The organism is Frondihabitans sp. OV104 (assembly GCF_057787745.1).
Map to the genome: position 1 here is coordinate 514,811 of NZ_CM173541.1, position 26,115 is coordinate 540,925.

At 70.9% G+C, this 26,115-nt stretch carries 19 protein-coding genes; 10 read left to right on the forward strand and 9 right to left on the reverse strand.

The window, feature by feature from the left end:
• Nucleotides 1-567: 567 nt before the first annotated feature.
• Nucleotides 568-2,628 (reverse strand): M3 family metallopeptidase, encoded by a 2,061-nt coding sequence (locus AC3CBB_RS02510; protein ID WP_488625860.1) that lies wholly within the window; start codon nt 2,626-2,628, stop codon nt 568-570.
• Nucleotides 2,629-2,711: 83 nt separating this feature from the next.
• On the opposite strand from AC3CBB_RS02510, the gene AC3CBB_RS02515 reads away from it, so the two are divergent.
• The 4 genes from AC3CBB_RS02515 (at nt 2,712) to AC3CBB_RS02530 (ending at nt 5,360) form a co-directional block, all read left to right on the forward strand.
• Nucleotides 2,712-3,311 carry an ArsR/SmtB family transcription factor gene (locus AC3CBB_RS02515; RefSeq protein WP_488625861.1) on the forward strand — a complete coding sequence of 200 codons (600 nt, stop codon included), beginning with the start codon at nt 2,712-2,714 and terminating at the stop codon, nt 3,309-3,311.
• Nucleotides 3,308-3,508 (forward strand): hypothetical protein, encoded by a 201-nt coding sequence (locus AC3CBB_RS02520; RefSeq protein WP_123506073.1) that lies wholly within the window; start codon nt 3,308-3,310, stop codon nt 3,506-3,508. The genes AC3CBB_RS02515 and AC3CBB_RS02520 overlap by 4 nt, the downstream gene beginning before the upstream one ends.
• A gap of 37 nt (nt 3,509-3,545) precedes the next feature.
• Nucleotides 3,546-4,352 carry a methyltransferase domain-containing protein gene (locus AC3CBB_RS02525; protein WP_488625862.1) on the forward strand — a complete coding sequence of 269 codons (807 nt, stop codon included), beginning with the start codon at nt 3,546-3,548 and terminating at the stop codon, nt 4,350-4,352.
• A gap of 237 nt (nt 4,353-4,589) precedes the next feature.
• The gene (locus AC3CBB_RS02530; RefSeq protein WP_488625863.1) at nt 4,590-5,360 is read left to right on the forward strand and encodes a hypothetical protein; all 771 of its coding nucleotides are present in this window, start codon (nt 4,590-4,592) and stop codon (nt 5,358-5,360) included.
• A gap of 123 nt (nt 5,361-5,483) precedes the next feature.
• On the opposite strand, the gene AC3CBB_RS02535 is transcribed toward AC3CBB_RS02530, so the two are convergent.
• Nucleotides 5,484-5,738 (reverse strand): hypothetical protein, encoded by a 255-nt coding sequence (locus tag AC3CBB_RS02535; protein WP_488625864.1) that lies wholly within the window; start codon nt 5,736-5,738, stop codon nt 5,484-5,486.
• Complete coding sequence (gene valS / locus AC3CBB_RS02540; protein ID WP_488625865.1) at nt 5,738-8,335, reverse strand: valine--tRNA ligase; 2,598 nt, start codon at nt 8,333-8,335, stop codon at nt 5,738-5,740. Before valS ends, AC3CBB_RS02535 begins: the two co-directional genes overlap by 1 nt.
• A 208-nt stretch (nt 8,336-8,543) precedes the next feature.
• Between valS and proP the strand changes: the two genes are divergently transcribed.
• Nucleotides 8,544-10,019: a glycine betaine/L-proline transporter ProP gene (gene proP, locus AC3CBB_RS02545; RefSeq protein ID WP_123506068.1), complete on the forward strand. Its 1,476-nt coding sequence runs from the start codon at nt 8,544-8,546 to the stop codon at nt 10,017-10,019.
• A 120-nt stretch (nt 10,020-10,139) separates the two neighbouring features.
• Here proP and AC3CBB_RS02550 read toward each other — a convergent pair whose 3' ends face one another.
• From AC3CBB_RS02550 to AC3CBB_RS02565, 4 genes are read right to left on the reverse strand one after another with little or no spacing between them, the layout of a single operon-like run.
• Nucleotides 10,140-11,744, reverse strand: a complete 1,605-nt coding sequence (locus AC3CBB_RS02550) for a dipeptide ABC transporter ATP-binding protein (RefSeq protein WP_488625866.1) — start codon at nt 11,742-11,744, stop codon at nt 10,140-10,142.
• Nucleotides 11,744-12,574, reverse strand: coding sequence for an ABC transporter permease (locus AC3CBB_RS02555; RefSeq protein WP_488625867.1), 831 nt, complete (start codon nt 12,572-12,574; stop codon nt 11,744-11,746). The genes AC3CBB_RS02550 and AC3CBB_RS02555 overlap by 1 nt, the downstream gene beginning before the upstream one ends.
• A complete protein-coding gene (locus tag AC3CBB_RS02560) occupies nt 12,571-13,503 on the reverse strand; it encodes an ABC transporter permease (protein WP_123506065.1) in 933 nt (310 codons plus the stop codon). The genes AC3CBB_RS02555 and AC3CBB_RS02560 overlap by 4 nt, the downstream gene beginning before the upstream one ends.
• A gap of 2 nt (nt 13,504-13,505) precedes the next feature.
• The gene (locus tag AC3CBB_RS02565; protein WP_488625868.1) at nt 13,506-15,146 is read right to left on the reverse strand and encodes an ABC transporter substrate-binding protein; all 1,641 of its coding nucleotides are present in this window, start codon (nt 15,144-15,146) and stop codon (nt 13,506-13,508) included.
• Between the two features lie 43 nt (nt 15,147-15,189).
• On the opposite strand from AC3CBB_RS02565, the gene AC3CBB_RS02570 reads away from it, so the two are divergent.
• Nucleotides 15,190-15,780: a TetR/AcrR family transcriptional regulator gene (locus AC3CBB_RS02570; RefSeq protein WP_488625869.1), complete on the forward strand. Its 591-nt coding sequence runs from the start codon at nt 15,190-15,192 to the stop codon at nt 15,778-15,780.
• 156 nt (nt 15,781-15,936) lie between these two features.
• The gene (locus AC3CBB_RS02575; RefSeq protein ID WP_488625870.1) at nt 15,937-17,778 is read left to right on the forward strand and encodes a hypothetical protein; all 1,842 of its coding nucleotides are present in this window, start codon (nt 15,937-15,939) and stop codon (nt 17,776-17,778) included.
• Here AC3CBB_RS02575 and AC3CBB_RS02580 read toward each other — a convergent pair.
• A complete protein-coding gene (locus AC3CBB_RS02580) occupies nt 17,705-18,694 on the reverse strand; it encodes a cation diffusion facilitator family transporter (protein WP_123506062.1) in 990 nt (329 codons plus the stop codon). The two genes, AC3CBB_RS02575 and AC3CBB_RS02580, sit on opposite strands and share 74 nt — an antisense overlap.
• A gap of 74 nt (nt 18,695-18,768) precedes the next feature.
• Nucleotides 18,769-20,310 (reverse strand): hypothetical protein, encoded by a 1,542-nt coding sequence (locus AC3CBB_RS02585; RefSeq protein WP_488625871.1) that lies wholly within the window; start codon nt 20,308-20,310, stop codon nt 18,769-18,771.
• A 553-nt stretch (nt 20,311-20,863) separates the two neighbouring features.
• On the opposite strand from AC3CBB_RS02585, the gene ileS reads away from it, so the two are divergent.
• The 3 genes from ileS to AC3CBB_RS02600 are packed head-to-tail and all read left to right on the forward strand — an operon-like array spanning nt 20,864 to nt 26,068.
• Nucleotides 20,864-24,109, forward strand: a complete 3,246-nt coding sequence (gene ileS, locus AC3CBB_RS02590) for an isoleucine--tRNA ligase (protein ID WP_488625872.1) — start codon at nt 20,864-20,866, stop codon at nt 24,107-24,109.
• A complete protein-coding gene (locus tag AC3CBB_RS02595; RefSeq protein ID WP_488625873.1) occupies nt 24,102-25,613 on the forward strand; it encodes a bifunctional folylpolyglutamate synthase/dihydrofolate synthase in 1,512 nt (503 codons plus the stop codon). Before ileS ends, AC3CBB_RS02595 begins: the two co-directional genes overlap by 8 nt.
• The gene (locus AC3CBB_RS02600) at nt 25,610-26,068 is read left to right on the forward strand and encodes a DUF4233 domain-containing protein (RefSeq protein WP_488625874.1); all 459 of its coding nucleotides are present in this window, start codon (nt 25,610-25,612) and stop codon (nt 26,066-26,068) included. Before AC3CBB_RS02595 ends, AC3CBB_RS02600 begins: the two co-directional genes overlap by 4 nt.
• Nucleotides 26,069-26,115 lie beyond the last annotated feature (47 nt).

Consider the following 26,115-nt stretch of genomic DNA (forward strand, 5'->3'; position numbering starts at 1 on the left):
TGTGGCGGTCGGCCCGTCGGCACGGCGAGGTGGCCTTTGTCGTCGGGTGGCGCCCCTTGCGTTCGTGCGCCGAGGTGGCCGCGGGTGTCGCGCCGCGCGGGCGGAGCCGACGTGCGAGACCATCTCGCGGGACGCAGGGGACGGCGTTCCCTGCCCCGGTGTGCCGAGGTGGCCCTCGGCGTCGCGTGGCGGGGGCGGGGCGACGCGGAGGGCCATCTCGCGGGGGCCGCGGGGCGGGCGCGCCTTGCGCTCGTGTGCCGAGGTGGCCGCGGGCGTCGCGCCGCGCGGGCGGAGCCGACGTGCGGGGCCATCTCGCGGGACGCGGGGGACGGCGTTCCCTGCCCCGGTGCGCCGAGGTGGCCGTCGTCGTCGGGCCGGTGCGGCGCGGGCGACGCTGAGGGCCATCTCGCGAGGCCGCGGGGCCGCGGGGCCGCGGGGCAGGCGTACCTTGCGCTCGCACGCCGAGGTGGCCGCGGGCCTCGCGCCGCCGGGGCGGGGGCGACGCGGAGGGCCACCTCGCGGGGCCACGCGCGACGCGGCCCGACGGCGGCGTACCCCGACGCCGCGCTACTGCAGGCGGCGGCGCACCAGGAGCGGCGCGACCTCGGCATCGCGGCCGCGGAAGTCGCGGTAGGCCTCGAGGGGGTCCTTGGCGCCGCCGACACCGAGCAGCCGCTCCGCGAAGCGGGCCCCGTTCGCCCGGGTGAGTCCGCCGTTCGCCGTGAACCACTCCACGGTGTCGGCGTCGAGCACCTCGCTCCAGATGTAGGAGTAGTAGCCGGCGTCGTAGCCCCCCGAGAAGGTGTGCGCGAAGTAGGTGCTCGCATAGCGGGGAGGGACCGCGGGGTTGTCGAGGCCGGCGGTGGCGAGTTCCTGCGCCTGGAACGCGGCGACGTCGTCGACGGCCGAAGCGGCCTCGAACGTCAGGGAGTGCCACGACTGGTCGAGGAGGGAGGCTGCGAGGTACTCGGAGGTCTCGAATCCCTGGTTGAAGCCCTCGGATGCCGTGAGCTTCTCGACGAGGTCGGCAGGCATGGGCTCTCCGGTCTCGTGGTGGAGGGCGTAGTGCTCGAGCACCTCGGGCCAGAGCAGCCACATCTCGTTGACCTGGCTCGGGAACTCCACGAAGTCGCGGTACACGTTGGTGCCCGAGAAGTACGGGTACTCGGTGCGTGCGATCAGGCCGTGCAGGGCGTGGCCGAACTCGTGGAACATCGTCGTCACCTCGTCGAGCGTGAGCAGCGTGGGGCTGCCGGCCGGCGGCTTCGAGACGTTGAGGTTGTTGACGACGACGGGCAGGGTGCCGAAGAGACCTGACTGCGAGACGAGCGGGTTCATCCAGGCACCGCCGCGCTTGGAGTCGCGCGTGTAGAGATCGAGCACGAAGAGCCCGACCGGCTCGCCCTCGTCGCCGGCGACATCGAACACGCGGGCATCGGGATGGTAGGTGACCAGATCGGTGCGTTCGGTGAAGGTCAGGCCGTACAGGGTCGATGCGGCGTAGAGCACGCCGTCGCGAAGCACGCGCTCGGCGTCGAAGTAGGGGCGCATCTCGGCGGCGTCGAAGTCGTACTTCTCGGCGCGGACCTTCTCGGTGTAGTACGCCCAGTCGTGGGCGGCGACGTCGGCTCCGTCGGGGAAGGCCGGGTCGGCGTCGGCGAGGCGCTGCAGGTCGGCCCACTCGGCCCGGGCGTTGCGGGCCGCGGGTGCCGCGAGGCGCGTGAGCAGATCGTGCACGGCCTCGGGGGAGCCCGCAGTCTGGCCTGCCGTCACATACGCCGCGTGCGATTCGAAGCCGAGCAGCGCCGCGCGCTCGGCCCGCAGCCGCACGATCTCGAGGAGCACAGCGCGGTTGTCGAACTCGCCGCCGTGGGTGCCGCGCGCCATCGAAGCCGCAAGGAGCCGTTCGCGCAGCGGCCGGTTCGTGAGCGAGGCCAGAAGCGGGTGACCGGTGAAGAGCACGAGCGAGATCAGGAACTTCCCGTCCAGCCCGCGCTCGGCCGCCGCCTGGGCGAGGCCCGCGATCTCGCCCTCGCCCAGTCCGTCGAGCTCCGCGACGTCGTCGACCACGACGGCGAGCGCGTTCGTGTCGGCGAGAAGGTTCTTCTCGAAGCGGGTGGTCAGCGTCGAGAGTGCGCCGTTGAGCTCGCGCAGGCGTCGCTTCGCGTCGTCGCCGAGGCCGGCGCCGGCCCGGCTGAACTCGTCGTGCAGGCGCTCGACGAGGTAGACCTCCTCCGGCGTGAGGTGCTCGGTCGCGGCCGTGCCGAGCTGCTCGTAGACGGCGGCGACGCGACCGGAGAGCCGCGGGTCGAGGCGGATCGTGTCGGCGTGCGCGGCCAGCCTCGGCGCCAGCTCGAGCTCGAGCGCGTTGGTGGCGTCGTTCGAGTCGCTGGAGGACTTGTTGAAGAAGACGTGCTCGACTCGCGACAGGATCTGGCCGCTCCGCTGCAGCGGAACGACCGTGTTCTCGAACGTCGCCGGTGCCGGGTCGGAGGCGATGGCCTCGATCTCGGCGAGCTGCTCGGCGAAGCCGGCCTCGAAGGCGGGCAGATAGTCGTCGTCCGAGATCCGCTCGAACGACGGGAGAGCGTAGGGGAGAGGGCTCGGTTCGAAGAACGGATTCGTCATTCCTCCACCCTAGGCCGCAGATGCAAAGACATGCTTGCAAAGAAATGCTTGCAAAGATTTCTTTGCGGTCGTACGATAGAGACGTGAGCGACAAGCCGAACGACAGAGCACTCGACGCCGGTGCCCTCCGCGCCATGGCGCACCCCCTGCGGGTCGAGCTCTACGAGGCGCTCTCGAACTACGGCCCGGCCACCGCCAGCGGCCTGGCCGAACGTCTCGGCGAGTCGAGCGGCTCGACGAGCTACCACCTGCGTCAGCTCGCCCGGCACGGCCTCGTCCGCGAGGTCGAGGGCCGAGGCTCGGGTCGCGAGCGCTGGTGGGAGCGCTCTCCGGGCAGCGTCTCGGTGTCGGTCTTCGACCATGACACCGCCGCCGGCCGAGCAGCGGCCCAGATGGTGGGCCGCGAGTGGGAGCGCGTGCGCGCGGGCCTGCTCGCCCAGTTCCAGGACCGCGCCGAAGACGTCGGCAAGGACTGGTACGAGGCCTCGACTCTCGACACCATGAACCTCTCGGCCACCCGCGACGAGCTGCGCGAGATCGGCCAGGCCTTCACGGCCTTCTACGAGCAGCACATCGCACCGCTGCGTGCGCGCGAGCCCCGTCCGGGTGCCCGCCGCGTCCAGATCCACTTCAACGCCTTCCCGATCGCCGACGCACCCCACGTCGAAGGAGAACACCGATGACCGCCGCACTCCACTCCACCCGCCCCGGCTCGCCGTTCGACCGCCTCCTTCTGCAGGCCGGCCTCGCACTCGTGGCCTGGTCGCGTCGCCGGTCGAGTCGCGTCGCGAGTCTCGCCGAAGCGCCGAACCGCTCCGACGGCGATCCGTTCGCCGACATGCTCGTGCGCGACGGCATCCGGCACACGACGTTCCGCTGACGCTCGTCGACACCCGCTGGTCCGCTAACGTCAGGGCATGAGCAGCGGCGAGAAGTACACCCACGGCCACCACGAGAGCGTCCTGCGCAGCCACACCTGGCGCACCGCCGAGAATTCCGCCGCGTACCTCCTCCCGCACCTCGCGCCCGACATGACGCTCCTCGACGTCGGAGCCGGCCCCGGCACCATCACGGTCGACTTCGCCCGCATCCTGTCAGCCGGTCGCGTCGTCGGAATCGACTCGTCGGCCCAGATCGTCGCCGCGGCCACCGAGCTCGCCTCGGCGCAGGAACTCGCCAACGCCGTCTTCCAGACCGCCGACCTGTACTCCCTGCCGTTCCCCGACGACACCTTCGACGTCGTGCACGCCCACCAGGTGCTGCAGCACGTCGCCGACCCGGTAGCCGCCCTCGTCGAGATGCGCCGCGTGGCGAAGCCCGGCGGGCTGATCGCCGTGCGCGACGTCGACTACCGCGGCACGATCTGGGCCCCCGAGAACCCCGGCCTCGACCACTGGATGACGGTCTACCAGCTCGTCCACCGCGGCAACGGCGGCGAGCCGGACGCCGGGCGCCACCTCAAGGGGTGGGCGCTCGAGGCCGGCCTGACCGACTTCGAGTCGTCGGCGTCGATCTGGTGCTACTCGTCTGACGCGGAGCGCACCTGGTGGGGCGAGTCGTGGGCCGCGCGGGCGCTCGAGTCGGCGTTCTACGCCGACGCGATCGAGAAGGGCGCCGCCACCGACCTCGAGCTGCGGGCGATCTCCGACGCCTGGCTCGCGTGGCGCGACGCCCCCGACGGCTTCTTCGCGATGCCCCACGGCGAGCTCCTCGCCCGCGCGTAGCCCCTGCGAAGCGGCACCCGACCAAGGCCGCCGCGTTGCGCGGGTGCCGGAACGCGGGGTGAACGGCGGCGGGAGCGGCAGACCGTTACGGGACCGTGATCGGCGGGGTGAAAGGAGTAGCCGATGGATGCAGTGGGGCGGCGCAGGTTCAGCCGAGCGGCCTATACCCTCCGGGTCGGGCGCGGAGCACGATGGACGCATCGGCTCCAGGGGGGAGCCGCACAGAGAAGGATCACCATGCGCACCACACGCATCATCGCCGCACTCGTGGCCGGCACTCTCGCCGCCGGAGCGCTGCTCGCGGCGCCGCTCGCCGCCAACGCCGCGACGCCGACCGACGGTCACGTCGACTCGGTCACGTTGTCGGGACTGAACGCGGTCCGTGTCCGGGGCTGGGCAGCCGTGGACGCGAAGACGACCACGGTCGCGATCAGCATCCAGGGCACCGTCATCGAGAAAATCAAGGCAGACAGGCCGCGCGCAGACGTAGCCGCGGCACTCGGGACCACGTCGAAGGCCTACTGCTTCGACGAAGTCGTGCCCGTGCCGCCGGGGCGCGACTCGGCCGGCCGCGTCACGGTCGCAGCGAGCATCACGAGTTCGACCGGAGCCACGAAGGTCCTGAACCGCCAGTACCTCATCGGCGTGCCGTCGTCGGCGATCTCCCACCTCGACTCGGCCGTCGGAGCGTGCCCCACGCCGGGAACCACCACGCCGCGCATCCGGCTGACCGGCTGGTCGTTCGACCCGCAGAAGTCCGCTGGTCCGGGTACCGTCGACGTCTACACCGTCTCGACCACCGGCGTGACCAAGGCGTTCCGCCACACGGCGAACCTCTCGCGGGCTGACGTGAAGAAGAAGTACGGACTCTCGAACGCCACCGTCGGCTTCTCGTTCGAGATCCCCGCCGACAAGCTGTCGCAGTTCGTGGTCTTCGGCATCTCGCAGGGCCCGTCGAAGGCGATCAAGACGGTGACCCGCGAGGAGATCCCTCTGGCCACCTGCTGACGGACGGACGCGCGGAACCGCTTACTGGGGCTGCGCCACCCGCCGAAACGGCTCAGCCCCTCCGTGCAGACGGAGGGGCTGAGCCGTTTCGGCGGGGCGAGCCCGATGGGGAGCGGCGGAGGGCTAGTCGAGCTCCTCGCCGTCGACCGGCTCGTGCACCGACGCCGTGTCGGCCGCGGCGTCGTACCGGATGACGGTGCCGTCGTCGAGCTCGACGACCGGCTTGCGCTCGAGCCAGGTGAGCGTCCAGCGCCAGGTCGACGCATCGACGGCCTGCTCGTCGAGCTCGGCCTCGACGCGGGCGACGGCCTCGACGACCGCGGCCGGGAGCCGGTCGGGGGTCTGGCCCCCGACCGACCAGCGCGTTCCCAACTGCATCAGACTGCCGAGTCCGTCGACGACGGCTGCTCAGCCAGCACGATGTCGCTCACGGCGAGCTCCTCGCCGGCCGCGAAGGTCAGCGTCTCGATGCGTCCGACGGCCGAGAGGTCGGCCGCGGCCGTCCGCAGCAGCGCGAGCGACGCCTCGGGGGCCACGACGACGGCCGACGTCACCGGCGTCTTCTGCGACGCCTTGGCGTCGGTCTTCGCGCGGCGGATCGAGATCAGCGCCTCGCCGACGAGCTCGAGGAGCCCGGACGGGGAGGTGACCGCCCCGAGTTCCTGCGCCGTGGGCCAGGCGGCCGTGTGGACGGAGGTGTCGTGGGTCCACGACCAGACCTCTTCGGTGGCGAAGGGGAGGTAGGGCGCGAGCAGGCGGAGCAGGCCGTCGATGGTCGAGCGGAGCGCGAGCACCGCCGACGACTGGGCCTCGGGAGTCGAGGTGGCGCCGTACGCGCGCTCCTTGACGAGCTCGAGGTAGTCGTCGCAGAACGTCCAGAAGAACTTCTCGGTCGTCTCGAGCGCCTTCGCGTGGTCGTAGTTCTCGAGAGCCGTGGTGGCTGCCTGGATGACGGCGGCGAAGTTCGCCAGCAGGTCGACGTCGAGGGCCTCGGTGACAGCGGCGCCCTCGACGGGCTCCGGGAACGAGTAGACGAACTTGGCGGCGTTGAGCACCTTGATCGCGAGGCGGCGGCCGACCTTGATCTGCTTCGGGTTCTGCGGGTCGAACGCCGCGTCGGTGCCCAGGCGCGACGAGGCGGCCCAGTAGCGGACCGCGTCGGAGCCGTGATCGTCGAGCATGGCCGCGGGCGTCACCACGTTGCCCTTCGACTTCGACATCTTCTTGCGGTCGGGGTCGACGATGAAGCCCGAGATCGAGGCGTTCTTCCACGGCACGGTGTCGCCCTCGAGCTGCGCGCGCAGCACGGTCGAGAACAGCCAGGTGCGGATGATGTCCTGGCCCTGCGGGCGCAGCGAGTACGGGTAGACGAGGTCGAACAGCTCGGGGTCGGACTCCCATTTGCCCGCGAGCTGCGGGGTCAGCGAGGAGGTCGCCCAGGTGTCCATCACGTCGACCTCGCCCTGGAAGCCTCCGGGCACGCCGCGCTGCGACTCGTCGTAGCCGGGGGCGGTGTCGCTCGACGGGTCGACGGGCAGCTGGGCCTCGCTCGGCACGATAGCGCTGTCGAAGACGGGGTTGCCGTCGCCGTCGAGCGGGTACCAGACCGGGATCGGCACGCCGAAGAAGCGCTGGCGTGAGATGAGCCAGTCGCCCGAGAGCCCCTTGACCCAGTTCTCGTAGCGAACCCGCATGAAGTCGGGGTGGAACGCGACCTCCTCGCCGCGGGTGAGGAGCGTCTCGCGGAGAGCCTCGTCGCGGGCGCCGTTGACGATGTACCACTGGCGGGTCGACACGATCTCGAGCGGCTTGTCGCCCTTCTCGAAGAACTTGACCGGGTGGGTGATCTTCTCGATCTCGCCCTGCATCTCGCCGGACTCCTGCAGGAGGGCCACGATGGCGGCCTTCGCGCTGAACACGGTCTTGCCGGCGAGCTCGCCGTAGGCGGCCTTGCCGGCCTCCGACACGATGACGTCGGGCGCCTCCGAGACGAAGCGGCCGTCGAAGCCGATCACCGAGCGGTTGGGCAGGTCGAGCTCGCGCCACCACACGACGTCGGTCGTGTCGCCGAACGTGCAGACCATGGCGATGCCGGAGCCCTTGTCTTTCTGGGCGAGGTGGTGAGCGAGCACCGGAACCTCGACGTCGAACAGCGGCGTCTTCACCGTCGTGCCGAACAGGCCCTGGTAGCGCTCGTCGTCGGGGTGCGCGACCAGCGCGACGCAGGCGGGGAGCAGCTCGGGGCGGGTGGTCTTGATGAGCACGTCGCCGGCCGGTCCATGGAACGCGAGCGTGTGGTACGCGCCCGGCATGTCCTTGTCTTCGAGCTCGGCCTGGGCGACCGCGGTGCGGAAGGTGACGTCCCACAGCGTGGGGGCCTGCGCCTGGTAGGCCTCGCCGCGCGCGAGGTTGCGGAGGAACGCCTTCTGCGCGACGGCCTGCGAGTCGTCGCCGATGGTGCGGTACGACTGGGTCCAGTCGACCGACAGTCCGAGCTTGCGCCAGACGTCTTCGAACTGCTTCTCGTCTTCGACAGTGAGGCGCTCGCAGAGCTCGATGAAGTTGCGGCGCGAGATCGGGATCTGGTCGGCGGCCTTCGACGACTTGTTGTCGCCGCCCTCGAACGGCGGCGTGAAGTCGGCGTCGTAGGGGAGCGTCGGGTCGCAGCGCACGCCGTAGAAGTTCTGCACGCGACGCTCGGTGGGCAGGCCGTTGTCGTCCCAGCCCATGGGGTAGAAGACGCTCTTGCCGCGCATGCGCTCGAAGCGCGCCTTGACGTCGGTGTGCGTGTAGCTGAAGACGTGGCCGATGTGCAGCGACCCGGAGGCCGTCGGCGGGGGAGTGTCGATCGAGAAGACGGTGGCCTTCGACGCGCTCGCCCGGTCGAACTTGTACGTTCCCGCGGTCTCCCAGGCGGGGCCCCAGACCCCTTCGAGGCCTTCGAGGGCGGGCTTCTCTGGCATGGGTCTGGGCATCGCGTACTCCTTCGATATGGGCGGCACCGTGTCGGTGGTGAGGTGCCTGAATGTGCTGCGGGCCAGTCTACGTCAGGGCAGTTCCTGCGCCCCGAGACGGGCCTCGGGAGTGCAGTCCCTGCAGCGAAATACTGACATCTGGTAAGCTTTCGGAGTTTTTTGTGCCGCCGTGCCGGTGGCGCGTGTCGATAACTGGAGTGAACCGCGTATGAGAAGAAGACTGACGAATGATGACGTGACCGTCGTCGAAGAGCCCCTGCTCAAGCGAGCCGTCGCCGCCGCCGCCCTCGGGAACGGCATGGAATGGTTCGACTTCGGGGTGTTCGCCTACCTCACCACCACCCTCGCCCGAGTCTTCTACCCCTCGCTCAGCCCGACGCTCAGCGTGATCCTGACCTTCGCGACGTTCACGGCGGCGTTCGTGGTCCGGCCCATCGGCGGCGCGGTCTTCGGCCCGCTCGGCGACCGCATCGGCCGTCAGAAGGTGCTGGCCGTGACGATGATCATGATGGCCGCAGGAACTTTCGCCATCGGCTTCCTCCCCGACTTCAACACCATCGGCGTCTGGGCACCCCTCCTGCTGCTCGTGGCCCGCCTCGTGCAGGGCTTCTCGACCGGCGGGGAGTACGGCGGGGCCGCGACGTTCATCGCGGAGTACTCGCCCGACAAGCGCCGCGGGTTCATGGGCTCGTGGCTCGAGTTCGGCACCCTCGGCGGCTACGTGCTCGGCGCCTCGCTCGTGACGGTGCTGCAGTTCGCCATGTCGGAGGAGGTGCTGCTGAGCTGGGGCTGGCGGATCCCGTTCCTGGTCGCCGGGCCCCTCGGCCTCGTCGGCCTCTACCTGCGCCTGAAGCTCGAGGAGACGCCGGCCTTCCAGAAGCAGCAGGAGGAGGCCGCGTCGCGCGAGTCGGCCAAGACGCCGTTCTTGCGCCTGTTCGCCGAGAACTGGCGCGCGCTGCTCGTCTGCATCGGCCTCGTGCTCGTCTTCAACGTCACCGACTACATGCTGCTGTCGTACATGCCGACGTACCTCACGTCGACGCTCGGCCGCGATGCGACCAACGGGCTCATCCTCGTGATCGTCGTGATGGTGCTGATGATGGCCGTCATCGGGCTCGGCGGGCGCCTGTCGGACCGCTTCGGCCGCCGACCCGTTCTGTTCGCCGGCTGCCTCGGCTTCCTGGTGCTCTCGTGGCCCGCGCTCAAGCTGGTGCAGACCGAGTCGACCGTGCTCGTCTTCGTCGGCCTGCTGCTGCTCGGCCTCGTGCTCGTCACCTTCACGTCGACGATGCCCTCCACGCTCCCGGCGCTGTTCCCGACGATCATCCGCTACGGCGCCCTGGCCATCGCGTTCAACGTGTCGGTCTCGCTGTTCGGCGGCACCACGCCGCTGGTCACCGAGTCGCTCGTCGCCTGGGCCACGAAGAGCGGCTTCGCGTGGGCGAACGACATCCCGGCGTTCTACCTGATGATCGCGGCCGTGATCGGGCTCGTCGCCGTCTGGTTCACCAAGGAGACGGCCAACATCCCGCTGCTCGGGTCGGGCCCCTCGGTCGCCACCGAGGAGGAGGCCGAGGAGCTCATTGCCGCGTACGCCGACGAGTCGAGCGAGGTCGCGCAGGCCGACTGGGCCGTGGAGTTCGCGGCGTCCGGGCCGATCGACATCGTGCCGGCGGGGCGCTAGGCCCACGATCGCGACATGGCACCACGGGAAACCGTGGTGCCATGTCGCGATCTCGGTCCCGGATGTCGGGATCGTGGTGCGGCGGGGCGGCGCAGGGCGGCCCAGGCGCCGGGCGGGCAGCTAGGTGGCCGCGGCGAGGAGCGCGCGCGTGTACGGGTGCTCGGGCGTGGTGAAGACTTGCTCGGTCGGGCCCTGCTCCACGACGCGGCCGGCCGACATCACGGCGACGCGGTCGCTCTGGTGCCGCACGACATCGAGGTCGTGCGAGATGAAGACGTAGGCGAGCCCGCGCTCGCGCTGCAGCTCGTCGAGCAGGTCGAGCACCTGCGCCTGCACCGTGACGTCGAGCGACGACACCGGCTCGTCGCACACGACGACGCGGGGTGACGGCGCCAGCGCCCGGGCGATGGCGACCCGCTGGCGCTGGCCTCCCGACAGGGTGCGGGGCAGCCGGGCGGCGACGGCGGGGTCGAGCCCGACCTCGCGGAGCATGCGCTCGACGTCCGGGAGGCGGGCCCGGCCCGGCCGGGTCGCGCGGCCGGCGGTGAGCGCGTCGACGAGGATGCGCCCGACGGTCATGCGGGGGTCGAACGACGAGAGGGCATCCTGGTAGACGGCGCCGAGGGCGGCCCGGCGAGGGCGGCGCTCCCGCTCGGGCAGGGGGTTCCACGGGGCGCCGAGCAGGGCGACCTCTCCGGCGTCGGGAGCGTCGAGGCCCAGCAGCAGGCGGGCCGTCGTCGTCTTGCCCGACCCGGACGCGCCCACCAGGCCGAGCGTCTCGCCGGCGCGGAGCTCGAGCGACACGTCGTCGACGGCGGTGAAGTCGCCGAAGCGTCGAGTGAGGCGGCGGGCGCAGAGCACGACGGGGGAGCATTCGGCCGTCGGCGCTGGAGGGGTCGGCGTTCCGGAGTTCCTGCACCCCGCTGCGACGACCGACAGCCGCGTGCCGCGGGGCTTGCCATGCGGGAGAGCCGCGACGAGGGCCTGCGTATACGGATGGGTCGGCGCGTCGAGGATCTGCTCGGTCGGGCCCTGCTCGACGGCTTCTCCGTCGCGGAGCACGACGACACGGTCGGCCAGGCGGCGCACCGCACCGAGGTCGTGGCTGATGGCGAGCACCGATGTTCCCTCATCGCGGAGCCGTGCCAGCCGGTCGACGACCTGCCGCTGCACCTCGGCGTCGAGCGCGGTCGTCGGCTCGTCGGCGATCAGGACGCCGGGCCGCAGCGCGAGCGCCGCCGCGATCAGGGCGCGCTGCCGCAGGCCGCCGGACAGCTCGCCGGACCGCTGCCGTGACCGTGTCTCGGGCGAGGGCATGCCGACCTCGTCGAGCACTTCCAGGACGCGGGCGGCGCGCTCCTGGCGGGTCAGGCGGGAGTGCAGCCGCAGCGGGTCGTCGATCTCGCGGGCGATCGGGCGGAGCGGGTCGAGCGAGACGAGGGCGTCCTGGAGCACGAGGCCGATGCGGGGGCCGCGGATCCGGCGCCAGTCGCGCTCGCCGAGGGTCGCGAGGTCGGTGTCGTCGAGGGTGAGGGCGTGGGCGGTGACCGTGCCGCCGGCCAGGCCGAGGAGGGCGCGCGCCGTCACGCTCTTGCCCGAGCCGGACTCGCCGACGAGGGCCACGCACTCGCCGGCGTCGAGAGTGAACGAGACGCCGCGGACCACCTCGACGCCGCCGAACGCGACCCGAAGGCCGTCGACGGTGAGGCGCCGCGAGCCGGCCATCAGGAACGCCCCCGCGCCGTCAGCGCCCGCCCGAGGACGGTGGTCGCAGCCGCGGTCGCAACGATGGCGAGCCCCGGGAACACCGTCATCCACGGGGCCACGGCGAGGTAGGTGCGCCCGGCCTCGAGCATGGCGCCCCACTCCGGCGCGGGCGGCGGCGAGCCGAGGCCGAGGTACGACAGCGACGAGGCCCAGACGATCGCCTGCCCGACGCCGAGCGTGGCGAGCACGACGACCGGCGCCAGCGCGTTCGGGAGCACGTGCCGCACGAGCAGCACCGACGGCCGGCGCCCGAGCACGCGGGCGGCCTCGACCATCTCCGAGGAGGCGACCGCGCGGATGCGGCTGCGGAAGATCCGGGCGTATCCGGGCGCCGTCGCCAGCCCCACGGCCACGGTCGCCGGGATCGGCCCCGGCCCGGCGAACGCGATGATCACGAGCGCCAGGAGCAGCCCGGGCAGCGCGAACAGCACCTCGAGCAGGCGGCTGACCGCGATGTCGGTGATGCGCGAGCCGACGGCGGCGGCGATGCCGAGGACGAGGCCGAGGGCGACTCCGATGGCGGTGGCCGCGACGCCGATCAGCAGCGAGGCGCGGGCGCCGTGCACGACGCGGGCGAAGAGGTCGCGGCCCGAGTCGTCGGTGCCGAAGGGGTGCGCGGCCGACGGCGCCTGGAACGCGTCGGCGGGGTGGATCGCCAGCGGGTCGACAGGGGCGATCAGCTCCGGCCAGACGGCGGCGACGAGCACGGCGAGCAGCAGCACAGACGCCACGAGCGCAGGAACTCGGGGCGCGAACCTCACCCGCGGAAGCGCGGCGATCATCGTCATGCCCGGCCTCCCCGCGGGTCGACGAGTCGCTCGGCAAGGTCGCCCAGGGCCACCACGAGCACGTACGCCAGGGCCGACACGAGGGCCACGCCGGTCACCAGCGGGATGTCGCGCAGGGTCACCGCGTCGAGCAGCGTGCGGCCGAGACCGGGCCTCGCGAACAGCGACTCGACCACGATCGCTCCCGACAGCAGCGAGCCGAAGGCCCAGCCCGACAGCGCGAGGCCGGGGAGGGCAGCGTGGCGGAGCAGGTGCCGCCAGAAGACGCCGGAGCGCGACTCGCCGCGGGCGCGAGCGGTGAGGGCGAACGGCGCCGCGGCCGCGTCGAGCAGGGAGTCGCGCGTGACCTGGCCGAGGAACCCCGCCACCGGGATCGCCAGCGTGATCACCGGCAGGACGATCCCCGACGCGGTTCCGGTGCTCACCGGCGGCAGGAGCCCGAGCGAGGTCGAGAGCACGACGATCAGCACGCTCCCCAGCAGGAAGTGCGGCACCGCCGACGCCACGACCTCGAGCCCCGACGCCACCGCGTTCGCGACCCGGCCCGAGCCGGAGCTCCACCAGGCGACGCCGATCGCGAGCAGCCACGCCGCGACGAGCGACAGGGCGGCGAGCGTGAGCGTCGGCGGCACCTGGGCGGCGAGGACGGCCGCGACGGGCTGCTTCAGCGAGTACGACTCGCCGAGGTGGCCCGTCGCCAGGCGGCCGAGCTGGTCGAGGTACTGCACGAGGAGGGGCCGGTCGAGGCCGTACTCGCGCCGGACCAGGTCGAGCGACGCCTGGGAGGCCTGCGAGCCGGGCCCGCCGAGGATCGCCTCGGCGGGGTCGCCGGGCACCAGGCGGATCGCGAAGAAGATGAGGGTCGCGACCGCCCAGAGGACGACCACGGCTCCCACCACGCGGGAGCCGACCCAGCGGACGGCCGGCACCGCTACTTCTGCAGCCAGGCGTCGTAGAGGCTGGGCGTCGAGACCGTCGGCATCGCGCGCAGGCCGTGCACGGCCGTCCGGTACAGGTAGTGGTTCTGCTGGTCGTAGAGCGGGAGCACGTAGTAGCCCTCGAGAACGATCTTCTGCACCTGGTCGTACAGGTCGTGGCGCTTCGTCTCGGACGGCTCGGCGCTGGCCTCGGCGAGCAGCGAGTCGACCTGCTTCGAGTCGACCTGCGCGTTGTTCGCGAAGTAGCCGCTCGGCGCCGGGGTGATGCTCGACGAGTTGTAGAGGATGTCGAGCACTCCGGGGCCGACCTTCGTGTACGGGGCGCTGACGATCTCGTACTTGTGAGCGGCCAGAGCGCCGTACCAGCTCGACAGGTCGAGCTGCTGGATCTCGACGTCGAAGCCGAGGCCCTTGGCCTCCTGCTGGATCTGCTCGAACAGCGAGCGCTCGGCGGGGATCGACTGGTTGGTCGAGACAGGGAAGCGGACGGTCAGGCGCTTGCCGTCCTTAGTGCGGTAGCCGTCGCTGTCGCGACCGGTCCAGCCGGCCTGGTCGAGCAGCTTCTTCGCGTTCGCCGTGTCGATGGCGAACAGCGAAGGGTCGGAGTAGGAGTCTTTCTCGACGCTCGACAGCAGCGAGTAGGAGCGCTTCGCGGTGCCGAAGAAGAGCGACTTGATGCCGGGGTTCACGGCGACCCCGGTGATGAAGGCGCGGCGGACGTTCTCGTCGTCGAACGGCGCCTGGCTCGAGTTCAGCTCGAGGCGGTCGCTCGCGCCGGGGCGCGGGGCATCGATGGCCTTGAGCTGGCTGCTCTTGGCGGCCGCGACGAGGGAGTCGGGCTGCGCGTTGTCGATGACGTCGACCTCGCCCGACTGGAGGGCCGCGTAGCGCGAGGCCGAGTCGGGCAGGAAGCGCCAGACGATCTTCGAGAGGTACGCCGCGCCGGTGTGCGCGGCGTCCTTCGGCGGCGACGTGTAGTCGGAGTTGCGGACGAGGGTGATCGACTCCTGCTTGACCCACTTCTGCACCTCGAACGGCCCGGTGCCGACGGGCGACTCGCAGTTGACCGCCTGGCTCCGCTTGAGGGCGGTGGGCGATTCGATGGCGAGCCAGGGCTGAGACAGCGAGTCGAGCAGGGAGCTGTCGGGGCTCGACAGGTCGAAGCGGACGGTCTGCGCGTCGACGGCCGTGGCCTTGTCGACCTTGCCGAGGGCGAGGTAGCCGGTCGACGACAGCGTCTTCGGGTCTTTCACGTGCTCGACGTTGGCGACCACCGCGGCAGCGTCGAAGGCGGTGCCGTCGGTGAAGGAGACGCCCTTCTTGAGAGTGAAGGTCCAGCTCAGGCCATCGTCGGACTGCTTCCAGGCCGTCGCGAGCCAGGGGATGACGTCGCCGTCGGAGTTCTTCGAGACGAGCTCCTCGAGGTACTGCGTCGAGACGAGCGCCTGCGGGTAGTTGCCGCCGACGTGCGGGTCGAGGCAGGTCGGCTCGGCGTCGCCGGTCGCGTAGGTGAGGGTGCCGCCGCTGACGGGCGTGGCGGTGCCGGTGGCGTCGCCGCCGGTGGCCGTGCAGCCGGCGAGGACGAGGGCGGCCGCGGCTGCCGTGCCGACGACTGCGAGAAGCGGGGTGCGCACAAGGGCTCCGAACGTAGTTTCTAGACTGAGTACAATAAACAGCGTGACCGAGTCTAGTAGAGCCGGGCGGCCTCGTCGCTCGTCGGCCGACATCCTGGCCGACGCCGCCTCCGAGCTGTTCCTCGAGAACGGGTATGCGAAGACGACGGTCGACCAGATCGCTCAGCGGGCCGGCGTCAGCCGGGCGACGTTCTTCAACTACTTCGGGGGGAAGGCCGACCTGCTCTGGGTCGACCTCGACCGGAGCCTCGAAGCGCTGCCGGGGTGCCTGCGTGCCGTACCGCGGGGAGTTCCTGCGCGCGAGGTCGCCGAGGCGCTCACCGCCGTGGCCCGCGCGCATGACGACTCCCGCGTGCCCTGGGCGCTCACGCAGGGCGAGACGATGCGGCTGGGCGACGACCTCGTGGCATCGGGGGCCGCGCGGTTCGTCGCCCACCAGGCCGTCATCGGCACGTTCGTCGCCGAGCGGCTCGGCCTGCGGCCGGACGACCCCCAACCCCGTCTCATGGCTGCGACGCTGCTGGTGGCGGCGGGTGCGGCGACGGTGGCCTGGGCACGCGCGGGCATCGGACGCGGCGAGCTGGCGTCGCACGTCGCGCCGGCCGTCCACGCCGTGGCGCTCGGCCTCGGCTGAGTCGACGCAGACGGTCGCGCGGCCAGGACATCGGACGCTGTTGAGGAAGTGTTATGTTCGCAACACCGCTCAGATCACGGGGCGGTCTTCCTCGCTCGCGGTGGGCCGGAGCGCGGGGCTGTTCCCGCGACCCACGCCGAGAGCCACCCGACACCCGTGAAGAACCCGAGCTTCCGGGCCGCCGTCGCGCTGCCCGCCGTACTCCTGCTGGTCTTCGGCGCGAGCGCGCTCGGCGCCGTCTCGGCCTTCGCCGAGTCGGGCGATCCGGCGGCTGCCGTGACGCGAAGCCCGACGGCCGCGGCATCGAGCGGCCCGACGGCACCTGCCGCCGCATCCGCGCGGACGGCGCCCTCCGCCGCATCGGCACGGACGGCGCGCTCGAGCGCAGCCGCACCCGCCACTCGCCGTCCCGAGCTCACGGTCACCTCCCCGCTGACCGACGAGGACGGCCTCGTGCAGAGCCCCGACACGCGCACAGTGGTCGTCGAGGGGCGCGCCCCGGTCGGCGCCGCCGTCAGTGTGGGGGAGGCGTTCTCGCGGCGCGACACCCCCTACGCGAGCATGACCACGACAGCGAGGACCTTCTCGCTGACGGTGACCTTTCCCGCCGACGGGCCCTACGACACCCTCGCCGTCGTGAACGCGAGTGTCGGCACGACCGACCTCGTGCCGACGTACCTCGAGTTCGTCTTCGATGCCGAGCCGAGCGCCGCGCCCGCTCTCGGCGCGCCGGCCGACGGATCGGGCTTCACAGTGAAGCCGCTGCCGTTCGGCTACTCGGCCTACTCGTCGATCCTCCAGGTCTCGGGCACCGGCACCCCGGGCGACGACATCCTGCTGATGTTCGCCGACGCAGGAACTGCGCCCTCCTACGACGAGTACGGCCAGCTCGACAGCCAGCCCCTCGGCGGCCAGCTGAACGACATCACCGTCGGGGACGACGGCACCTGGCGGGCCGACGCCGCCGTGCTCTACGGGACGGTCAGCATCTCGGCCGCCCAGGTCGAGTACTGGCCCGGCGACTTCTACGAGCCGGTCACGCACGCGTCCGACCTGTCGAATGCGCACACGATCACCGTCGTGCCGCCGGCCGGGACGGTCGTGGCACCCGACATCACGCGCCCGTCCTCCTTCGACGATGTGACGTTCGGCGACCCGGGCTCTGACGGGTCGCTGGCACGCCTTCTCGCGGCGCCGACGCTGACGGCCCACGCCGACGCCGTGCGGGCGAAGCGCCGGTCGCACCCCGCAGCCGATCCGACCGGCGCTGCCGCGCGGGTGAAGCGGGTGCAGACCGAGAGCCCCGTCGGCCTGGTCGACCTCGTCCGCGACGACGGGATCCAGCTCCGCGGCGCCCCCGTCGCCGGCCGGCCGGGCTATGTCTCGACCACCGTGTCGGGCACCGGCACACCGGGGGACCACATCGTGCTGCTGCAGGGCCGGCCCGAATCCGCGTTCGCGCGCCTCGCGACGATCTACCCGACGTTCTTCGCGTCGATCGAGGCGGGGGAGATCCCCACGCGCGCCGGAACGGTCTCGAGACGCCTTCCGACCGACCACGGCCGGATCACGGTGAATCGCAACGGCGAGTGGTCGACCCGGGTGACGCTGAAGGCGGGCCCTTACCTCCTGACGGCCTTCGCCACGGAGCCGTCCGCGTCGAAGACGCCGAGGTACTCGGTCGCCGGACCGCTCGTCGCGTACGACCTCATCGGCGGTCGGGCCGCGGCGGCGACCCCGGCAGGGGCGACCCCGACGGGACCGATCGCCGGGGCGGCGGCCGACCCCGCCGAGCTGGCGATGACGGGCACCGGGACGCCGGTCGCTCCAGCGCTCGCCGCGGGCACGGGCCTCGTGGCTCTCGGGGTCGCGCTGATGGTCGGGGTGCGGCGGCGGAGGGCGCAGTTCCTGCGCCTGCGACCCGCTACGAGAGCGACCCCGGCCTGGCCTCGTCGTGCGTCGGCACCAGGCTCGACTCGTCGGGCGTGGAGAGGGTGAGGACGGCCTCCTCGACGATGTCGTGCTCTTCGAGCGCGCGCTCGACGCGGCGCAGGGCGACGGCCACGTGCTCCTCGTCGGCGTTGCCCACCATGTCGACGGCTGCCACCAGGTAGAGACGGCCCGGCCCGACGAACTCGGTGTGCAGGTAGGTGACCCGGTTGATGTCGTCGCGTTCGAGGAGGCGGCGCAGCACGGTCGACTCGACCTCGTCGGAGGGGCTCTCGCCGATCAGGAACCGGCGGTTGCGGTCGATCAGCACGACGGCGACCACACCCAGCAGCACGCCGACCAGGATCGACCCGATGGCGTCGAACACGGCGAGGCCGGTGAGCTGGTGCAGCAGGATCCCGAGGAACGCGAGCACGAGGCCGATGAGGGCCGCGGCGTCTTCGAAGAACACGGCGCGCAGCGTGGCGTTCGACGAGCCGATCACGTGCCGCAGCACCGGGATCCGGCGCTTCGCGGCGACGCCGCGAGCCTGGCGCAGCGCCTGCAGGAAGGACGTGCCCTCGAGCACGGCCGCGACGCCGAGGACGATGTAGTTGATCAGGAAGTCGCCGTCGGCCTCGGTCGCCCCGAGCTCCGAGATGCCGTGGTAGATCGAGACGACCGCGCCGACCGTGAAGAGGCCGAACGCCGCGAACATCGACCAGACGTACGTCTCTTTGCCGTAGCCCAGGGGGTGGTCGTCGTCGCGGGCCCGCGTGCCACGTCGGTCGGCGACGAACAGGAAGATCTCGTTGCCGGTGTCGGCCCACGAGTGCGCGGCCTCCGCGATCATCGACGCGGAGCCGGTGATCAACGACGCGACGGTCTTCGCGATCGCGACCAGCAGGTTCGCCAGGAAGGCGATGATGACGGTCGTGTTGCTCTCCGGCTTGGACGTGTCGGGCGAGGCATCAGGTGTCGTCATGCAGACGAGTCTGCACCCGGTCGCGAGCGGCCGGGTGCAGACAGTGCAGGATGACTCCTCCTTCGACGCTGTGCCTACTTGGACATCGTGATCGCGGCCTTCGAGTAGGCGAGCGCAGCGGTGCCGTCCGGGTGGTTGAGGGTGACCTGCACGTGGTACGCGCCAGCCGAGAGCGAGCCGAGCTTCCAGGCGAACGAGTTGACGCCCTTCGCCACCGAGATCTTCGAGGCGACGGTCTTGTAGCCCGTTCCGCCGGGGGCGTTCTTGCCGACCTTGATCGTGGCGGTGGTTCCGGCGACCCAGCCCGCATCGTGGAACTGGATCGTCGTCTTGGCCTTCGCCGCGGGAGCCGCACGGAGGTGCAGCGCGAGCAGGTGCCAGGTGGCGGCGCCCGGATCTTCATTGGGGTCGAAGCGGAGCGACGTGATCGTCTTGCCCGCCCAGCCCTGGCGCGGAGCCTTCGAGTTCTCGTCGAGCACGGAGCCCTTGGCGAGGTCGACGTTGATCGTGCCGGCGTTCGCGCCCGAGTAGGTGACGATGTCGTTGCTCTCCTGCGAGACGGAGGTGCCCTTGACGCCCCAGATCCAGCGGGCCATCTTGCCGCCGCCGGAGTTCGACGAGAGCGAGAAGCCGCCGTCGTACTTCATGGCGATGGACAGGTAGCGGTACTTGCTGCCGGGGAAGGCGCGCGACGCCAGGAGCACCTCGGGATCGTTCCGCTTCGAGCCGGAGTTCGTCGCGGTCATGCCCTTCGAGCTGTACGACTTGACCGTGGCGTTCTTCACGCCGACGCCGGCGACGCGGCCGCCGGTGAAGACCCACTGCTGCAGGCCCTCGGCCGAAGTGATGTCCTTGCCCTGCGTGGTGTTGGGGCTGTCGACGACCGGCTGGGGGCGCGGCTTGACCGAGAAGTCGTCGTAGGTGCCGGGCGGGTAGGCGCCGTGCGTGGTGACGTCGTCATAGATGCGCATCCAGTTGAACGCCGTCGAGATGACCTTGGTCTTGGATCCGGTCACGGAGGGGACGACGCGCATGCCGACGACGCGCGAGCCCTTCCAGGCCTTCTTGGCTCCGACGGTCGACTTGGCGGTGAGGTCGAAGTCGTAGACGTGCGTGCCCGGGTAGAGCTTGAAGGTCTGCCCGCCCGCGCAGGTGGCGAGCATCGAGGTGCAGGTGAACCAGTAGATGGCGCCGACGCCGTTGTCGGGCTGGGTCATCTCGAACGACATGTGGTTGTAGCGGCTCGTGCTGACGGGGCTCTTGTTGCCGTCGCGGCCGTACGAGAGGGCGCCGGGCACGGTGTTGACGGGCGAGAAGTAGTCGCCGCCGACCACCTTGACGTGCAGCTTGCCGCCCGACACGCTCATGCCGCGGGTGCGACCGGCGTTGGTGTTCACGTCGCCGGAGTTGCTGTAGTCCCAGGCATCGCCGTAGACCTCGGACGCGAAGTCCGGAGACTCCTTCTCGACGGTGGCCGCCTCGGCGCGCGGGGCGGGGAGCGCCAGCTGCACGCCGCTCGCCAGCGGGGCCGCGACGAGGATCGCCAGGCCGAGCGCGAGCGCGCTTCGCTTCGTGCGCCGCTTCATCTCGAAGGGCTGTTTCTTGTCAAAGCTCACGGAAGTGTCTCCTAGCTGGGCGCGCCCGAACGCGCCGCGAGGTCACGCGCCTGATCCAGCGCGACAAGTGAAGGCGAAGCGTGGTGAGCGCCTCGTTGATCGCTCAACCTTAGACATGGGGTGAAAGGTGAACAAATCCCCGCTTTGGGGGACTGATACGGGCTGTCTGTCGTACTTTTCGGGGACAATGACGCGCGATATGTCCGTGCTTCGGGGGACATCCGCCGCCCCCGTTCCGCTCTCGGCGTAGCGCCGAGGTGGTAGCCGCGGACCGCCGAGAGCTGAAGTCACGCCCCTCCACGAGGGTCACCTCGTCTCAGGTAGACTCGGGCGAGCATCGATCCGGCCATCACCGGGGAGCACTCGGAAGAACGCGTACGCCGCACCAGGCGTGCTCCATTAGACCCGAGCGGGGCAGGCCCGTCACAGCCGCAGAAGAAGGGGCCCTCGCCACCGCGGGAGGGCAAGCGGGGTGGTACCGCGACCTCCGGCAGTCTCCGGCGGGCGTCCTCGTGCGAGAAGCAAGAACCACGCATCTGCACTGGAGTTGACCATGGCCGACCGTAAGAACGTCCCCGCGCGAACCGTCCCGGCATCGCCGAGCTTCCCCGCCATCGAGCAGGGCATCCTCGCGTTCTGGAAGGGCGACGACACCTTCCAGGCGTCCATCGACCAGCGCCAGGGTGCCGACGAGTGGGTCTTCTACGACGGCCCGCCCTTCGCCAACGGCCTGCCGCACTACGGCCACCTGCTGACCGGCTACGCCAAAGACGTCTTCCCGCGATTCCAGACCATGCGCGGCAAGCAGGTTCACCGCCGCTTCGGCTGGGACACCCACGGACTCCCCGCCGAGCTCGAGGCGATGCGCCAGCTCGGCATCACCGAGAAGCACGAGATCGACGACATGGGCGTCGCCGAGTTCAACGCCGCCGCCCGCAGGAGCGTGCTCGAGTACACGGGGGAGTGGCAGGAGTACGTCACCCGCCAGGCGCGCTGGGTCGACTTCGAGAACGACTACAAGACCCTCGACGTCACCTTCATGGAGAGCGTGCTCTGGGCCTTCAAGACGCTCTACGACAAGGGCCTCGCCTATGAGGGCTTCCGAGTGCTGCCGTACTGCTGGCACGACGAGACCCCGCTGTCGAACCACGAGCTGCGCATGGACGACGACGTCTACAAGATGCGCCAAGACCAGACGGTCACCGTCACCTTCCCGCTCGACGGCGCGAAGGCGGAGGCCCTCGGTCTCACCGGCGTGAAGGCGCTCGCCTGGACGACGACCCCGTGGACGCTGCCGACCAACCTGGCGCTCGCCGTGGGCCCCGCCATCGAGTACGCCGTGCTGCCGTCGGGGCCGAACGGCGCGTCGGACGGATCGGAGGACGGGGTCAGCCAGTTCCTGCTCGCGACCGACACGGTCGCCGCGTATGCGAGAGACCTGGGCTACGACTCGGCGGACGACGCCCTGGCCGCTGTGACGCGGACGCTGCCGGGTGCGGAGCTCGAGGGCGTGCGCTACGACCGCCTGTGGGACTTCTACGCCGACACCGAGAAGTGGGGCACCGAGAACGCGTGGCAGATCCTCGTCGCCGAGTACGTCGCCACCGGCGAGGGCACCGGAATCGTGCACCAGGCGCCCGCCTACGGCGAGGACGACCAGCTGGTCTGCGCGGCCGCGAGCATCCCCGTGCTGATCTCGGTCGACGACGGGGGCCGATTCCTGCCGATGTTCGGCGACGTGGCAGGCCTGCAGGTGTTCGACGCCAACAAGCCGCTCACGCAGCAGCTGAAGGCCGAGGGGCGCCTGCTGCGCCAGGCCAGCTACGAACACAGCTACCCGCACTGCTGGCGCTGCCGCAATCCGCTGATCTACAAGGCCGTCTCGTCGTGGTTCGTGCGCGTCACCGACTACCGCGACCGCATGGTCGACCTGGGCGAGCAGATCACCTGGGTTCCCGAGAACGTCAAGCACGGCCAGTTCGGCAAGTGGGTCGAGAACGCCCGCGACTGGTCGGTGTCGCGCAACCGCTACTGGGGCTCGCCGATCCCGGTCTGGCGCAGTGACGACCCCGAGTACCCGCGCGTCGACGTCTACGGCTCGCTCGCCGACCTCGCGCGCGACTTCGGGCGCCTGCCGCTGAACGCCGAGGGCGAGCCCGACCTGCACCGGCCGTTCATCGACGACCTCACCCGCCCGAACCCCGACGACCCGACCGGGCGCTCGACCATGCGCCGGATCGACGACGTCTTCGACGTCTGGTTCGACTCCGGCTCCATGCCGTTCGCGCAGGTGCACTACCCGTTCGAGAACCAGGAGTGGTTCGACAGCCACAACCCCGCCGACTTCATCGTCGAGTACATCGGCCAGACCCGCGGCTGGTTCTACGTCATGCACGCGCTCTCGACGGGCCTGTTCGACCGCCCGGCGTTCTCGAACGTCATCAGCCACGGCATCGTGCTCGGCTCGGACGGTCAGAAGATGTCGAAGAGCCTCCGCAACTACCCCAACGTCAACGAGGTGTTCGACCGCGACGGAGCCGACGCGATGCGCTGGTTCCTGATGTCGTCGAGCGTCATCCGCGGCGGCAACCTCGTCGTCACCGAAGAGGGGATCCGCGAGGGCGTGCGGCAGTTCCTGCTGCCCCTGTGGTCGACGTACTACTTCTTCACGCTGTACTCCAAGGGCCACGAGCCGACCTGGCGCACCGATTCGACCGACGTGCTCGACCGCTACCTGCTCGCCAAGACGCACGACCTGATCGTCGACGTCGCCGCCGACCTCGAGGCGCTCGACTCCCCGCTCGCCACGGCCAAGCTGCGCGACTTCGCCGACGTGCTGACCAACTGGTACGTCCGCCGCTCGCGCGACCGCTTCTGGTCGGGCGACGACCGAGACGCCTTCGACACCCTGTACACGGTGCTCGAGACGGTCACCCGGGTCGCCGCGCCTCTGGCTCCGCTCGTGACCGAGGAGGTCTGGCAGGGGCTCACGGGCGGGCGGAGCGTGCACCTGACCGACTGGCCCGACGCCGAGCTCTTCCCGCAGGAACGCGCACTCGCCGCCGCCATGGACGGCGTCCGCGCCATCGCCTCGTCGGGCCTCGCCCTCCGCAAGGCGACCGGCCTCCGCGTGCGCCTTCCCCTGAGCGCGATCACCGTCGTGACGCACGACCCCGACGCCCTCGAGCCGTACGCGGCGATCCTGCGCGACGAGCTCAACGTCAAGGCCGTCGTGCTCGACCGCCTGAGCGAGGAGTCGCTCGGGGCCTATGGCGTGACCCGCAAGCTCACCGTCAACGCGCGCGCCGCCGGCCCGCGCATCGGCAAGCAGGTGCAGCAGGTCATCCCGGCCGCCAAGAAGGGCGATTGGAGCGCCGCCGGCGAGAACGTCGTCGTGGGAGGCATCGAGCTGCTCCCCGGCGAGTTCTCGCTCGAGCTCACCGTCGGCGACCCGACGCGGGCGATCGCCTTCGTCGGCGACGGCGGCTTCGTGCTGCTCGACACGCAGACCACCCCCGAGCTCGAGGCCGAGGGCCTCGCGCGCGACGTGATCCGCGCCGTCCAGGCCGCCCGTAAGAGCGCCGGCCTCGACGTGAGCGATCGCATCCGCCTCACCCTCGGCGTCGACGCCCAGGCCGAGGCGGCCGTCGAGGCCCACCGCGAGCTGATCATGCGCGAGACGCTGACGCTCGGCCTCGAGGTCGACCTGCTCGACATCTCCTCCTCCGGCACGGCCTCCGATGCCGTCCCGGTGGGCTCCGATTCTGCAGTGACTGTGAAGGTCTCCCGCCATGAGTGACACCCCCGGCCGTTTCGACCACGACGACGACGAGACCGTCGACCCGGGCTCGCTGCCCGACGTCTTCGGCACGCGCGACGACTTCGGCGACTTCGCCGACATGGGCGACGACGACGAGCGCGACCACGACGACCGTGCCGACGAGGTGCCCGTCGACGAGTCCGAGGACGCCGCGGCCGCGCGCCTCGTCTACGAGGAGCTCCTGGCCCGCGTCGGCGAGAACGCGCCGCAGCCGCGCCTCGGCGCCACCCGCCGCGCCGTCGAGCTGCTCGGCGACCCTCAGCGCAGCTACCCGGTGATCCACATCACCGGGACGAACGGCAAGACCTCGACCAGCCGCATGATCGAGAGCATCCTCCGCGCCTACGGTCTCCGCACCGGCCTCATGACGTCGCCTCACCTCGTGCGGGTCAACGAGCGCATCGTCATCGACGGGGAGTCGATCAGCGACGCCGCCCTCGCGGCTAACTGGGCCGACATCCAGCCCTACCTCCTCATGGTCGACACCGAGCTCACGGCCGCGGCCGAAGCGCCCCTCACCTTCTTCGAGGCGCTCACCGTGCTCGCGTTCGCGTCGTTCGCCGACTCGCCTGTCGACGTCGTCGTGCTCGAGGTCGGCATGGGGGGCGAGTGGGACAGCACCAACGTCGCCGACGGCCAGGTCGCGGTGTTCACGCCGATCGCGCTCGACCACACCAAGCGGCTCGGCTCCACCGTGCTCGAGATCGCCCGGACCAAGTCGGGCATCATCAAGCCCGCGGCGAACGTCGTCTCGGCGGCCCAGGTGCCCGAGGCCCTCGCCGAGCTGCAGCGCGCCGCCGAGCTCACCGAGTCGACCTTCGCGTCGGAGGGTGCCGGATTCGAGGTGCTGTCATCGGCGGTAGCCGTCGGCGGTCAGGTCATCTCGGTGCAGGGCATCGCCGGCCGCTACGACGACGTTCCGCTTCCGCTGTTCGGACGCCACCAGGCGCAGAACGCGGCCGTCGCCATCGCCGCCGTCGAGTCGTTCCTCGGCAGCGGTAGCCAGCCGCTCGATGCCGAGATCCTCGCCGCGGGCCTCGCCGATGCGACCTCGCCGGGCCGCCTGCAGATCCTCGCCACGTCGCCGACGATCCTCGTCGACGCGGCCCACAACCCGCACGGGGCGCACTCGCTGGCGCAGGCACTGGGGGAGTTCTTCGACTTCGACCGGGTCGTCGCCGTGCTCGCCGTGCTGGCCGACAAGGACGCCGCCGGGATCATCCGCGCGCTCGCGCCCGTCGTCGAGCAGTTCGTCATCACGCAGACCGACTCCGATCGCGCCATCGATGCCGACGACCTCGCCCAGGTCGCAGTCGGTATCGTGGGGCCCGACCGGGTCACGGTCGAGACCAACGTCGTCTCGGCGCTCTCGATCGCCCGTGATCTCGCCGACGAGTCGGAGAAGGGCGGCGTGGTCGTGACCGGCTCCATCACGCTGGTGGGCGAGGTCATCGCCCTGACGGCAGAAGAGCGAGAGAAGTGAGCACCGTGACCAGCGAGCCGCAGTCCACTCCGCAGGGCAGCCCGCGCGGCCGGACTCCCCGTGCTCGTCGCGACCGCTCGCTGACCGAGAGCCTCCTCTCGATCATGCTGGTGCTCGAGGCGTGCGTGCTGTTCTTCGTCGTGCTGAACGTCGGCGGTGCCGGGATCCTGCCCTGGTCCGTCGCCATCGGCGGTGGTCTGGGATTCTTCGCGCTCATGATCGTGACCGCGGCCACCTTGCGCTACCGCGCCGGCGTCGTGCTCGGCTGCGTGCTGCAGGTGCTGCTCGCCCTCACGGGCCTGCTCGTCGTGCTGATGTGGGTCGTCGCGGCGATCTTCATCGCCATCTGGATCTTCTGCCTCTACAAGGGCATCACGATCGACCGCCGCAACGCGGCCCTGCGTCAGTGGATGGCCGAGCACCCCGGCATCGACCCGCGCACCTACCAGGCCTGACCCTCTCCGGCCGACCCACCGCAAATCCGACCCCTCACAAAGGAGCC